Source organism: Streptomyces aurantiaciflavus (genome assembly GCF_049808595.1).
Lineage (GTDB): Bacteria > Actinomycetota > Actinomycetes > Streptomycetales > Streptomycetaceae > Streptomyces.
Map to the genome: position 1 here is coordinate 78,158 of NZ_JBNCAQ010000040.1, position 12,272 is coordinate 90,429.

A 12,272-nucleotide genomic window follows, 5' to 3' on the forward strand; every position below is an offset into this window, starting at 1 on the left:
TTGTGGGCGATGGGGGCCTTCCGGTGGCCCGCGGTCACGCGTCGCCGGCCTTCACCTGCCTTTCGTGCCGTACGGCGGGTGTGCCGGTTTACTTCTGCGGGTTCTTCAGACCGAGGTTGACGAAGTCGTACTGACCGCTGTAGCCGTCGGTCGTGTAGACGTTCGCCAGGTTGTCCGAGCGCCAGTTGATGAACTTCTCGAAGACGAAGGGCAGGTAGTACGCGCCCTCCATGACCTTGTGGTTGATCTCCGTGGCGATCTTTTCCTTGCCGGCGTCGTCCAGCGTGTTGACGTACGAGTCGAACAGACCGTCGATCGTCTTGTCGTTGATGAGCGCGTAGTTGTTGTTACCGCTCTGCTGGATGTACTTGCTGTCCCACAGCGGCAGACCGAAGCCCTGGACGGACGGGAAGTCCGGGCCCCAGCCCATGATGATGATGCCGTAGCCCTTCTTCTTCACGTTCTCGGGGCTGCCGATGATGCCGGAGGTCTGCGAGCCGTCGTACTGGTCGATCTCGGCGGTGATGCCGATCTTCTTCAGCGACGCCTGCAGGGACTGGGCGGTGGCCACCTCGACCGGCTTGTTGTTGCGGACCGCGATGGTGGTCTTGAAGCCGTTCGGCTGACCGCAGGCCTTCAGGGCCTCCTTGGCCTTGGCCTCGTTGCCGTTCTTGTTGGCGCCGTTGAGCTCGTACGGGTCGTACTTCTGGCCCTCGGAGCCGGGGACGGACGGCGGCAGCATGTTGGTGCCGATGTCACCGCCGGCGATGGGGCCGCCGCGCGCGGTCTGCAGCGAGACGTGGTCGGCGCCGTAGATGACGGCCTTGCGGCACTCGATGTTGTCGAACGGCTTCACGCTCTGCGGGAAGACCGCGTAGCGGATGTAGCCGGAGACCGGGTTGTCCAGGTTGGCCTTGTGCTGCTTCAGGGCGGTGGTGCGGCCCTGCGGCGACATGCCGGTCTGGTTGAGGTCGAGGTCCAGATCACCGCTGATCAGACGCTGGTCCAGCTGGTTGGCGTCCGAGAAGAACTGGATGGTGATCTTGTCCGGGTAGGCCTTGCGGATCGGGTCCGAGGCCTGCTTCCACTGGTCGTTGCGGACCAGGGTGAGGTTCTTGCCCGGGCTGTAGGACTCGAACTTGTACGGGCCCGAGGAGAACGGGTGCAGCTGGTACTGGGCCTTCGTGTCCTTGTCCTGGCGGACCGGCGAGGCCGAGATCAGGCCCAGCATCTCCTCGAAGTCCGAGTTGGCCTTCGGGAGCTTGAAGACGATGGTCTTGTCGTCCGGCGTCTCGATGGCCTTCAGACCCAGCTTGTCGGCGGAGGTGTCCTTGTACGGACCCTTGTACTCGCCCTTGGGGTCGAGCACGTCCTTCAGGTACGTCGGACCGCCGGCCAGCACGTCCTGCGCCCACACGCGCTCGATGCCGTACTTCACGTCCTTGGACGTGATCGGCTTGCCGTCCTCCCACGTGATGCCGTCACGCAGGGTGTACGTGTAGGTCTTGCCGTCGTCGGTGACCTTGGCGAGACCCGTGGCGAGGTCCGGGGTGAGCTCGGCTCCCGCCTTGCCCGGCTCAGCCTTGTTCGTGACGAGCTGGCGGCTGTAGTAGCGCGCGAAGTTCCACATCATGCCGTAGTAGCCACGCGTGGTGTCCCACGAGTCGGCGTCCTGGGCGGCACCGAACTTCAGCGTGCCGCCCTTCTTGGCCAGGGAAGCCTGGGCGACCTTGTTGTTCGCGGCGTCGAAGCCGGCAGCGCCGTTCTTCGAGCCGCCGTCGCCGTCGTCCGAACCGCCGCACGCCGCCGTGGTCAGCAGCGCGGCGACCGCGGCGGCAGCGGCAAATGCCTGCTTCCGCCGCCCTGAGGTGCGTTGGGTAGTCACGATCTCGGATCCTCCGGATTGATGAGAGACCCCGTGTGAGTGCCACGGGACGGTTGGAGTGCGGCGGTTCAGCGGGATGCCTTCGGGTCCAGCGCGTCCCGGACGCCGTCGCCGAAGAGGTTGAAGGCCAGCACGGTGATGAAGATCGCCACGCCCGGGACGACCATGTACATGGGGTCCGACTCGTAGTAGTCGATCGCGCTCGAGAGCATCTGCCCCCACGAGGCCGTGGGCGGCTTGACGCCCACACCCAGGAAGCTCAGCGCCGCCTCGGTGAGGATGTTGGTGGGGATCATCATCGTCGTGTACACGATGATCGGGGCGACGAGGTTGGGCAGCAGTTCCTTGAACAGGATGTACACCCGCCCGGCGCCCAGCGATCGGGCGGCCTCCACGTACTCGCGCTCACGCAGCGAGAGGGTCTGGCCGCGCACCACACGTCCGATGTAGGGCCAGCCGAAGAAGCCGATGACCAGGATCATCACGAAGACCCGGACGCTGGAGCCGGTCAGGCCCAGCATGTTGTTCGGCATGACGGAGACCAGGGCGATGATGAACAGCAGCTGCGGGAAGGCGAGCAGGCCGTCCATCACCCGGCTGATCACGGAGTCGACCCAACCGCCGAAGAAACCGGCGAGGATGCCCAGGACGGTTCCGAGGATCACGGCGACGACGGCCGACAGGAAGCCGACCAGCAGGGAGATCCGGGCGCCGTAGAGGATGCGGGCGAAGATGTCACGGCCGTTGACCGGCTCGACGCCGAGCAGGTGCTCGCCGCTGATGCCGCCGAGAGAACCCGTGGGGGTGCCGAACAGCGGGTCGATGAGGTTCTCGTGGTACTCGTTCGGGTCCTGCCCGAGGAGGCCGGTGATGACCGGGGCGAGCAGCGCCACCAGGATGAGGAAGAGCACCACGATGCCGCCCGTCAGGGCGAGCTTGTCCCGCTTCAGGCGCTCCCAGGCGATCCGGCCCAGGGAACGGCCCTGTACCGCCTTGGCGCCGGCGGTGGCGACCGCCGCTTCTTCGGCAGCGCTCGGGGCCGCTTCCGCGGTCGGCTCGTGCAATGGTGCCGTCATCTGGCAGGGACCCCTCTCAACCGGCGGTAGCCGGCCCGCACTTGCCGCTGTAGCGGCGTGATCAGTCCGTCGTACACAGGGGCGAAACACCCCTGGTGCGGGAGTCTTCAACGCTTTGGCGATCAGTTGCCAGACTTGGCAGTGAAAGGATGCGTAAACGTGATGCGGGCAGTGGGATTCCGTTATCCGGACGGTGGGTAACGGCCCCCGGACGGGGACTTGTCGGGGCAGAACCGGCCGGAATCGGACCAACCGCTTCTATCTACGCGCGGAGACGAGTGGGCCGCCGCCGCGAGTGTCGGCAGCGGGCGGTGGCCCGTCAGAAGGTTGGGAGAGCGTTGGCGGAGCGTTGATCGAGGGTTGCCGGAGGCTTGGCGGGGACTTGACCAAGGGTCAGTAGCGTCCGGCGGGCGGGTAGCCGTAGCCCGCGGCGGGGGCCTGCTGGGCCGGGGCGACCGGGGCGTGGGCCTCACGGTCGTAGAACGGGCGGGCGTGCGCGCGCATCCACATCACGACCGGGTCGTAGTCGTCGCTCATGGCGACCGTCGACACCGGCAGTCCCTCCGGGACCGCGCCGATCGACTGCTGCATCATCGCCCGCACCGCGTCCACGGCCGACGGGGAGGTGTCGTACACGTCGAGCCCGATGGCGAGGTAGGGCGCCCCCAGGGCCGGCTGCACCCAGGCGCGGCGCAGCGCGCGCAGCGCCGGGGTGCGGTGGGCGTTCTGCGCGAGGAGGGCGTAGAACTGCGGGACCTCGATGGCGGGTTCGGACAGGCGCAGCGGTCCGGCCGGCTGGCGGTCCAGACCGGCGGCGATCCGGCGCAGGTCGAGCCAGGGGATGCCGACGCCGCCGCCCGGGGCGTGCGGGTTCAGCCAGAGGCCGTAGTGGTCCGGGTACAGTGCGCGCGCCACGTCCAGACCGTCGACCACCTCGTACGACCTGTTCCAGCCGCTGGCCGAGAGCTCCTGGGCGGAGGTGACGCAGGGGGCGTAGCCGTGGCCCTCGACCTCCATCGTGCCGTACTGGGCGTCCGGGGAGCCGGCCTGGCCGTGCCACAGCAGCATCCAGACCTGGCCGGTCGTCGGGGTCGCGAGCGCGCGCAGGAGCGCCTCGTAGGCGTCGTACCGCCCGGGCGTGACCTGGCGCAGCATGTGCTCGACCGTCCCGGTCGCGATGCCGCTGGCGCTCACCTGTACCGCCCCTTCGATCAGTTGCCCCGCTTTATGGAGAACAGCTTAGGTGGCTCCGCCGACAACGGGTGCCCACCGAGGGGTGGGTTGTTCGTCGGCGGCGGATGCGGGGGGCTCCGCCGGCAGCGGGCGCCCACCGAGAGGTGGGCCGTTCACCGTGGGCGAGTGCGGGTGGTCTGTGGCTGCTCGCGCCGTTCCTCGCGCCCCTGGGTGGGTTCACTGAGCCCGCGTGTAGAAGGGGCGGACTCTTTCCTTCAGCCACCTGGCCACCGGGTCCTCCGTCACGTCGAGGAGGACGAGGTTGACCGGCCACCGGACCGCGACCCTGCCGAGAGCCTTGCCCAGGGCCTCCAGCGGAAGAGCCCGCAGGTCTCCCTCCCACTGGGAGAGTTCGACGCCCACGAACATGACCGGGTCCGCGGTCTCGATGGCGGCGAGGCAGCGGCGGGCGGTGAGGACGACGCCGGTGGCCTCGAACTCGGCGGAGGCGGCGGAGAGGAAGTCGACGGGGTCGTCCTGCCAGTCGGGCTCGAAGAGGCGGACGCGGCCGCCGCTCGCGGGGCCGTCCAGCGGGGTGCGGCCCACACGGCACAGCTCGGCCACGGCCGGCGGAGGCAGCGGGATGCCGACCACGCCGTCCGGGTTCACCGCGATGCCCACCTGCGGCGGCAGCCCGCGGGCGAACTCCACGGCCGGGGCGATCGTGTACGGCATGTGCGAGCCGGCGACCTGATGGAACTGCTCCTCGGAGCTGAAGACGGGCACGTACGCCTGACCGTCGAGCTCCAGCGTGGGCAGGTCGAGGGGGCCGCTGTGCGGGCCGCCGCCGCTGGGCAGCGGTACCCACACGAAGCTGCGGCCGAGCACCTCCACGATCCGTCCGCCGGCCCCCGGCACGCCGAGGGACGCGGAGAGCACTTCCTCCAGCTCGTTGCCGGGCCATCCGCCGTGCGAGTGGGGGTGCGCCTGTGCCGGAAAGTCCGCGGAGAAGTTCACCGGGAAGTCCGCCGGGGGGAAATCCATCTGCCTACCGCCTGCTGGGAACCACTGCTGTGGCTGGAAAGGCTAGCGGGTGCCGGGGTCGGCCCTTCAGTCCAAGAGCCCCGGCCGACGCGGGACCCGCACCGGCCGACCCTGCTCGCACCGACCGGCCTGCGTGGACCACACCCGTCCGACACGGTCCGCGACCAGCCAAGACGAGCGCGGGCCGAACCCCGGGACCGGCCCCCGCGCGCCTGAGGCGACCTGCACCCCGCGGAACCACACAGTGCTGGCGCCCGACCACGTTCGCAGCTGCGGGCCGGCCTCGGCCCGGGTAGCGGAACCGGCGCACATCGGATGCGGTCGAACGGCTCGCGCGCCACCGCACCCGCCCTCAGCCCGTTGGCCGCGCCGGCGCAGGCGCACCCGGCCGAGCCCCGCGCCGGAAACAGGGACTCCACCCCGCGAAACCGATCCCGGCGGGGTACCCGCACCCGACCGGCCCCGCGCGGGCTGCCCCGGTCGGGGCCGGCCGAGTCGGCGCCGGACGGAGGGGGCGGGCCCCGCGCCGGGGGTCAGCCGGTGAAGGCGATCCGGTGCAGGGCGTCTGCCGCGGAGCGGTCGAGGAGGATCGCGGAGTCGCAGCCGGTGGGGAGGTGGCCCTTCTCGACTGCCTGGAGGAGGCGGGAGGCGGCGCGACGGTGGCGAAGGAAGGCGTAGCGGGAGACGCCTCGGCCGCGCTCGCGCTGGCCCTCCAGGGCCGTGTCCGGGGTGACGTCCAGCAGGAGCAGGTGGAGGGTGCCGCCGCGGCGACGGGCCTCGCGGGCCAGCCAGCCGCGGACCCAGGCCTGCGTGCCGCAGTCGTGCACCACGACGCCCTCGCCGGTGCGCAGGGCGCGGCGCAGCCCGGCGTAGTGGGCCAGACGGACGAGGGGGCGGTAGAGCGCGTACGGCAGGAAGCGGGGCACGCGGGCGTCCCAGCGGTCACGCGTGTCCTGGGAGTCGATGCGGATGCCCTTCACGGTGCGCTCCATCAGCGTGGACTTGCCGCTGCCGGGCAGGCCCGTGATCACCACCAGGTCGCGGGGGCCGAACAGCAGGCCGTGCGGGCTGTGGCCGCCGCGGTCGCGCAGGTCGCGGACGACGGGGGCGGGCCGTGCGCCGCACACCTCCCGGGTGGGGGCCGTCGGCTGCGCGGGCAGCGCGATCGCCGAGGTCGTCGCGTATGCCGTGGTCCTGTTCACCGTGATCGTCCTCCCCTGGGGTCAGACAAGTCTTCTCCCCCTCGAGCGTAAAGAGAAGGTAATGCGCGGTGTCTTCCGTTTTCGTGCGCGTACCGCCACAAGCCGGTTACAGATGCGGCCTGCCGTGATCGCGTGTGCCGTGCGATGATGTGCGCGCCAACTGCATACCGGCCGTTTGAATCCGCGCGGGAGAGTTCTCGGCACAGCTGTCACAGCCGCAGCTTCGCCGGGGCGCCGAAGGAGCAAGTCCCTCCCTTGAATCTCTCAGGCCCCGTTACCGCGCGGGCGAGGCACATCTGAAAAGCGGGCCGCTCCCCGTCCGGGACGGCTCCACCCAAGGTGCAAGCCACGATCAGGTGATCCGTCGCGATCATTCACGATCAGGGCGAACCTCTCAGGTTCCGATGACAGATGGGGAGGAACGACCTCGCCTTCCCCCACGCTCGAACGAGCTCGCGCGGGAGGGGCCCCATCGCCCTGGGAGACGAACGCCCGATGAGCAGTACCCCACTCCGTCACACCGCCCTCGACGCCCTGCACCGCTCGCTCGGCGCGACGATGACCGACTTCGCCGGCTGGGACATGCCCCTGCGCTACGGCTCCGAGCGCGACGAGCACAACGCCGTGCGGACGAAGGCCGGACTCTTCGACCTCTCGCACATGGGCGAGATCACCGTGACCGGGCCGGAGGCGGCCGCCCTCCTGAACTTCGCGCTCGTCGGGAACATCGCCTCCGTCGGCGTCGGCCGCGCCCGCTACACCATGATCTGCCGGGCCGACGGCGGCATCCTCGACGACCTGATCGTCTACCGGCTCGCCGAGGCCGAGTTCATGGTCGTCGCCAACGCCTCCAACGCGCAGGTCGTGCTGGACGCGCTGACCGAGCGTGCGGCCGGCTTCGACGCCGAGGTGCGGGACGACCGGGACGCCTACGCGCTGATCGCCGTCCAGGGCCCCGAGTCCCCCGGCATCCTCGCGTCCCTCACCGACGCCGACCTCGACGGTCTGAAGTACTACGCCGGGCTGCCCGGCACCGTCGCCGGGGTCCCGGCGCTGATCGCGCGCACCGGCTACACGGGTGAGGACGGCTTCGAGCTGTTCGTGCAGCCGCAGCACGCGGTGGAGCTGTGGCAGGCGCTGACCAAGGCGGGCGAGGGCGTCGGTCTGGTCCCGTGCGGCCTGTCCTGCCGGGACACGCTGCGCCTGGAGGCGGGCATGCCGCTGTACGGGCACGAGCTGTCGACCGGGCTGACCCCCTTCGACGCCGGGCTCGGCCGGGTGGTGAAGTTCGAGAAGGAGGGTGACTTCGTGGGGCGCGAGGCCCTCGCCGAGGCCGCCCGGCGCGCCGAGAGCAACCCGCCGCGCGTCCTCGTCGGCCTGGTCGCCGAGGGCCGCCGGGTCCCGCGCGCCGGGTACGCGGTCGTCGCCGGCGGCGAGGTGATCGGCGAGGTCACCTCCGGCGCCCCCTCCCCCACGCTGGGCAAGCCGATCGCGATGGCGTACGTCGACGCCGCGCACGCCGCGCCGGGCACGCCGGGTGTCGGCGTGGACATCCGGGGCAGCCACGAGCCGTACGAGGTCGTGGCGCTGCCGTTCTACAAGCGTCAGAAGTAGACACTCACAGCGGAAGCAGAGCCGACAGCGGTCCCTGTGCGTGACCCTGCGCACATTCCCGCTGCTCACGCACGTTTCCAGCAGTCCCCCATTCACCAGCACTCCCCCGCGTACAGGAGAATTCAGGCCATGAGCAACCCCCAGCAGCTGCGCTACAGCAAGGAGCACGAGTGGCTGTCGGCCGCCGAGGACGGCGTGTCGACGGTCGGCATCACGGAGCACGCGGCCAACGCGCTCGGCGACGTGGTCTTCGTCCAGCTCCCCGAGGTCGGTGACTCGGTGACCGCGGGCGAGTCCTGCGGCGAGCTGGAGTCGACCAAGTCGGTCAGCGAGCTGTACTCGCCGGTCGACGGTGAGGTGGTCGAGGTCAACCAGGACGTCGCCGACGACCCGTCGCTGGTGAACTCCGCCCCCTTCGAGGGCGGGTGGCTGTTCAAGGTACGCGTCACGGGCGAGCAGGAGGAGCTGCTCTCCGCCGACGAGTACACCGCCTACACCGCCGGCTGAGGAGTCGCATGTCTGTCCTGAACACCCCCCTGCACGAGCTCGACCCGGAGGTCGCCGCGGCGGTCGACGCCGAGCTGGGCCGCCAGCAGTCCACGCTCGAGATGATCGCCTCGGAGAACTTCGCTCCGCTCGCGGTCATGGAGGCGCAGGGCTCGGTCCTGACCAACAAGTACGCCGAGGGCTACCCGGGCCGCCGCTACTACGGCGGCTGCGAGCACGTCGACGTCGCCGAGCAGATCGCCATCGACCGGATCAAGGACCTGTTCGGCGCCGAGTACGCCAACGTCCAGCCGCACTCGGGCGCCTCCGCCAACCAGGCCGCCCTGTTCGCGCTGGCCCAGCCGGGCGACACGATCCTGGGGCTGGACCTGGCGCACGGCGGTCACCTCACCCACGGGATGCGGCTGAACTTCTCCGGCAAGCAGTTCGACGTGGTCGCGTACCACGTGGACGACGCCGGGCTGGTCGACATGGCCGAGGTCGAGCGGCTCGCCAAGGAGCACCGCCCGAAGGTGATCATCGCGGGCTGGTCGGCGTACCCGCGGCAGCTGGACTTCGCGGAGTTCCGGCGGATCGCCGACGAGGTCGAGGCGTACCTGTGGGTCGACATGGCGCACTTCGCGGGCCTGGTCGCGGCCGGTCTCCACCCGAACCCGGTGGAGTACGCGGACGTCGTCACCTCCACCACCCACAAGACGCTGGGCGGCCCGCGCGGCGGCATCATCCTCGCGAAGAAGGACTTCGCGAAGAAGCTGAACTCGTCCGTCTTCCCGGGCTTCCAGGGCGGTCCCCTGGAGCACGTGATCGCGGCGAAGGCGGTCTCCTTCAAGGTCGCGGCGAGCGAGGAGTTCAAGGAGCGCCAGCGCCGTACGGTCGAGGGCGCGAAGATCCTCGCCGAGCGGCTGACGGCCGCCGACGCCCGCGAGGCCGGCGTGAACGTCCTGTCCGGCGGCACCGACGTCCACCTCGTCCTCGTCGACCTGCGCGAGTCCGAGCTGGACGGTCAGCAGGCCGAGGACCGCCTCCACGAGGTCGGCATCACGGTCAACCGCAACGCTGTCCCGAACGACCCGCGCCCGCCGATGGTCACCTCGGGCCTGCGCATCGGCACGCCCGCCCTGGCGACCCGTGGCTTCACGGCCGAGGACTTCGCCGAGGTCGCGGACGTCATCGCGGAGGCGCTCAAGCCGTCCTCCGACGTGGAGTCGCTGAAGGCCCGGGTCAAGGCCCTGGCCGACAAGCACCCGCTCTACCCCGGTCTGAACAAGTAGTTCCCGTTTCCGTGGGGTGCCCCGCACACTGGAGCAGTGAGCGAACGGGGCACCCCACCGGAAGTCTTCCGCACCACCCCGTCTTGAGGAGTCCCCGTGGCCATCTCGGTCTTCGACCTGTTCTCGATCGGCATCGGCCCGTCCAGCTCCCACACGGTCGGCCCGATGCGCGCGGCACGCATGTTCGCGCGGCGCCTGCGCAACGAGGGCGTGCTGGACTCCGTGGCCTCCGTCCGCGCGGAGCTGTACGGCTCGCTGGGCGCGACCGGCCACGGCCACGGCACCCCGAAGGCCGTCCTGCTCGGTCTGGAGGGCGACTCGCCGCGCACGGTGGACGTCGAGACGGTCGACGAGCGGGTGGAGCGGATCAAGGAGTCGGGCCGCATCCGTCTGCTGGCCGAGCGCGAGATCCCGTTCGACTTCGACGCGGACATGGTCCTGCACCGCCGCAAGGCCCTCCCGTACCACGCGAACGGCATGACGCTGTGGGCCCACGACGAGCACGGCGGGGAGCTCCTGACCAAGACGTACTACTCGGTGGGCGGCGGGTTCGTCGTCGACGAGGACGCGGTGGGAGCGGACCGCATCAAACTCGACGACACGGTCCTGAAGTACCCGTTCCGCACGGGCGACGAGCTGCTGCGCCTGGCGAAGGAGACCGGCCTGTCCATCTCCTCGCTGATGCTGGAGAACGAGCGGGCCTGGCGCACGGAGGAGGAGATCCGCGAGGGCCTGCTGGAGATCTGGCGGGTGATGCAGGCGTGCGTCGCGCGCGGCATGTCCCGCGAGGGCATCCTGCCCGGCGGTCTGCGGGTACGCCGCCGCGCCGCCGTGACGGCCCGTCAGCTCCGGGCGGAGGGCGACCCGTTGGCCCACTCCATGGAGTGGATCACGCTGTACGCGATGGCGGTGAACGAGGAGAACGCGGCCGGCGGAAGGGTGGTCACCGCCCCCACGAACGGCGCGGCCGGCATCATCCCGGCGGTCCTCCACTACTACGTCAACTTCGTCCCCGGCGCCGACGAGGACGGCGTCGTCCGCTTCCTCCTCGCCGCCGGCGCCATCGGCATGCTCTTCAAGGAGAACGCCTCCATCTCCGGCGCGGAGGTCGGCTGCCAGGGCGAGGTCGGCTCGGCCTGCTCGATGGCGGCGGGCGCCCTCGCGGAGGTCCTCGGCGGCTCCCCCGAACAGGTCGAGAACGCCGCCGAGATCGGCATGGAACACAACCTGGGCCTGACCTGCGACCCGGTCGGCGGCCTCGTCCAGATCCCGTGCATCGAGCGCAACGGCATGGCCGCGGTGAAGGCGGTCACGGCTGCCCGCATGGCGATGCGCGGCGACGGCTCGCACAAGGTGTCCCTGGACAAGGTCATCAAGACGATGAAGGACACGGGCGCCGACATGAGCGTCAAGTACAAGGAGACGGCGCGGGGCGGGCTGGCGGTGAACATCATCGAGTGCTGAGGGACGGGGCCGGGGGGCTTCTCACGTCACGGCGGGCAGTCGCGGCGTCGTCGTCAGTCCGGCCGCTCAGCCCCTCCGCGCCCTCCCGGCGCACGCTCTTTCGGCCGCCGGGGTCGGGGCGTCCGCTGCCCAGCGGAAGGTGTCGCCGCCCACCGTTTCCAGGACGCCGGCGTCCGCCAGAGCCAGGAGAGCGGCGTGCAGTCCTCTGCTGACGGGGCTGTCGTTCCAGAACATCCATTTGCTGTCGGCGAACGACGTCCCGGGCGGGATGGCGCCGATGTCCGTGGCGAGGAGGTAGGCCGCCACGTCCCAGTCGACCCAGTCCCGCATGCGGTGCATCATTGTCCTTCCGATTCCGCGGGCCAGCGGCGCCGTACGTCCTCACGGACCGCCTGGAGGAACTCGTCCGGTGGCAGGTAGCCGTGGTCGAGGATGTAATGGACGATCAGGTTCGGCGCGATGTAGAGGGTTCCGTCGTCCGAGCGGACCCTGATCTCCGCGCTTCCCAGGGAGTATTTTGATTCGAACCTCTCCGACCAGGCGTACTGAAGTTCACGCTTTCCACAGAAGGTGCAGTAGTGCCAGCCGCGGCTCTGCCCCTCGGCCAGGTGACCCAGATCGGAAAGGTTCTCGAGATCCTCTACCGAGACCTCTCCCACGGGAATTTCACGGCCTTTCTCGAGCCAGCCGACCGTCATCCCCTCGGGCGGGGAGTAGTAGTCGTAGTCATAAAGGCTCAAATCCGGGTAGTACGGCATCCCACGCCTTCCTCAGCGCCCGGCGCGCGGTTCGCGGCGCGCGAAGATCGCGCCGGACCTCGTGCCTCCTCCAGTTCGGGGTCCGCGTTCGCCGCGGTCGTCTCGTCGGCCTCACCGTTCGCGTACGCCTTCGGCTCGCGGTAGCCGAAGAGCTGAAGACAGCCCCACACCGACACCGCGATGTGCTCGGGAAGCCGGCTCCAATCCTCCCGCACGCGCAACTCCGTGAACCACTCCTGCGAACTCCCAGACCCTCTGGTAGTGGCAAGAGGAGGTGG

At 70.0% G+C, this 12,272-nt stretch carries 12 protein-coding genes and 2 riboswitches; of the genes, 4 read left to right on the top strand and 8 right to left on the bottom strand.

What is annotated here, in order from left to right:
- Positions 1 to 88: 88 nt before the first annotated feature.
- From ACPT94_RS35390 to ACPT94_RS35410, 5 genes are all read right to left on the bottom strand, one after another.
- Positions 89 to 1,885, bottom strand: coding sequence for an ABC transporter substrate-binding protein (locus ACPT94_RS35390; RefSeq protein ID WP_360349755.1), 1,797 nt, complete (start codon positions 1,883 to 1,885; stop codon positions 89 to 91).
- Positions 1,886 to 1,953: 68 nt separating this feature from the next.
- Complete coding sequence (locus tag ACPT94_RS35395) at positions 1,954 to 2,961, bottom strand: ABC transporter permease (protein WP_360349752.1); 1,008 nt, start codon at positions 2,959 to 2,961, stop codon at positions 1,954 to 1,956.
- Between the two features lie 393 nt (positions 2,962 to 3,354).
- Positions 3,355 to 4,155 (bottom strand): enhanced serine sensitivity protein SseB C-terminal domain-containing protein, encoded by an 801-nt coding sequence (locus ACPT94_RS35400; protein ID WP_360349749.1) that lies wholly within the window; start codon positions 4,153 to 4,155, stop codon positions 3,355 to 3,357.
- A 216-nt stretch (positions 4,156 to 4,371) separates the two neighbouring features.
- Positions 4,372 to 5,178: an enhanced serine sensitivity protein SseB gene (locus ACPT94_RS35405; protein ID WP_360349746.1), complete on the bottom strand. Its 807-nt coding sequence runs from the start codon at positions 5,176 to 5,178 to the stop codon at positions 4,372 to 4,374.
- Positions 5,179 to 5,711: 533 nt separating this feature from the next.
- Positions 5,712 to 6,380 (bottom strand): AAA family ATPase, encoded by a 669-nt coding sequence (locus ACPT94_RS35410; RefSeq protein ID WP_360349743.1) that lies wholly within the window; start codon positions 6,378 to 6,380, stop codon positions 5,712 to 5,714.
- Positions 6,381 to 6,556: 176 nt separating this feature from the next.
- Positions 6,557 to 6,670: riboswitch (glycine riboswitch) on the top strand.
- A riboswitch (glycine riboswitch) is annotated at positions 6,671 to 6,801 on the top strand. It abuts the riboswitch before it with no gap.
- A 74-nt stretch (positions 6,802 to 6,875) separates the two neighbouring features.
- Here ACPT94_RS35410 and gcvT point away from each other — a divergent pair.
- The 4 genes from gcvT (at position 6,876) to ACPT94_RS35430 (ending at position 11,236) form a co-directional block, all read left to right on the top strand.
- Positions 6,876 to 7,994, top strand: coding sequence for a glycine cleavage system aminomethyltransferase GcvT (gene gcvT, locus ACPT94_RS35415; RefSeq protein ID WP_425247731.1), 1,119 nt, complete (start codon positions 6,876 to 6,878; stop codon positions 7,992 to 7,994).
- Between the two features lie 129 nt (positions 7,995 to 8,123).
- Positions 8,124 to 8,501, top strand: a complete 378-nt coding sequence (gcvH, locus tag ACPT94_RS35420; RefSeq protein WP_189937562.1) for a glycine cleavage system protein GcvH — start codon at positions 8,124 to 8,126, stop codon at positions 8,499 to 8,501.
- Positions 8,502 to 8,509: 8 nt separating this feature from the next.
- A complete protein-coding gene (gene glyA / locus ACPT94_RS35425; protein WP_360349737.1) occupies positions 8,510 to 9,772 on the top strand; it encodes a serine hydroxymethyltransferase in 1,263 nt (420 codons plus the stop codon).
- 96 nt (positions 9,773 to 9,868) lie between these two features.
- Positions 9,869 to 11,236, top strand: a complete 1,368-nt coding sequence (locus tag ACPT94_RS35430; RefSeq protein ID WP_425247732.1) for an L-serine ammonia-lyase — start codon at positions 9,869 to 9,871, stop codon at positions 11,234 to 11,236.
- A gap of 66 nt (positions 11,237 to 11,302) precedes the next feature.
- Here ACPT94_RS35430 and ACPT94_RS35435 read toward each other — a convergent pair whose 3' ends face one another.
- The 3 genes from ACPT94_RS35435 to ACPT94_RS35445 all read right to left on the bottom strand — a co-directional run.
- On the bottom strand, positions 11,303 to 11,566 hold the full coding sequence (locus ACPT94_RS35435; RefSeq protein ID WP_425247733.1) for a hypothetical protein: 264 nt from the start codon (positions 11,564 to 11,566) through the stop codon (positions 11,303 to 11,305).
- A gap of 8 nt (positions 11,567 to 11,574) precedes the next feature.
- Complete coding sequence (locus tag ACPT94_RS35440; protein ID WP_425247734.1) at positions 11,575 to 11,994, bottom strand: DUF7919 family protein; 420 nt, start codon at positions 11,992 to 11,994, stop codon at positions 11,575 to 11,577.
- The coding region (locus ACPT94_RS35445; RefSeq protein ID WP_425247735.1) for a hypothetical protein at positions 11,973 to 12,272 on the bottom strand (300 nt) is incomplete at its 5' end. The genes ACPT94_RS35445 and ACPT94_RS35440, both read right to left, overlap by 22 nt.

Bases quoted from the DNA above. Each gene is read 5' to 3' on its own strand.
- ACPT94_RS35405 (WP_360349746.1), bottom strand. From the start codon at position 5,178: ATGGATTTCCCCCCGGCGGACTTCCCGGTGAACTTCTCCGCGGACTTT.
- gcvH (WP_189937562.1), top strand. From the start codon at position 8,124: ATGAGCAACCCCCAGCAGCTGCGCTACAGCAAGGAGCACGAGTGGCTG.
- gcvT (WP_425247731.1), top strand. From the start codon at position 6,876: ATGAGCAGTACCCCACTCCGTCACACCGCCCTCGACGCCCTGCACCGC.
- ACPT94_RS35440 (WP_425247734.1), bottom strand. From the start codon at position 11,994: ATGCCGTACTACCCGGATTTGAGCCTTTATGACTACGACTACTACTCC.
- ACPT94_RS35395 (WP_360349752.1), bottom strand. From the start codon at position 2,961: ATGACGGCACCATTGCACGAGCCGACCGCGGAAGCGGCCCCGAGCGCT.
- ACPT94_RS35435 (WP_425247733.1), bottom strand. From the start codon at position 11,566: ATGCGGGACTGGGTCGACTGGGACGTGGCGGCCTACCTCCTCGCCACG.
- glyA (WP_360349737.1), top strand. From the start codon at position 8,510: ATGTCTGTCCTGAACACCCCCCTGCACGAGCTCGACCCGGAGGTCGCC.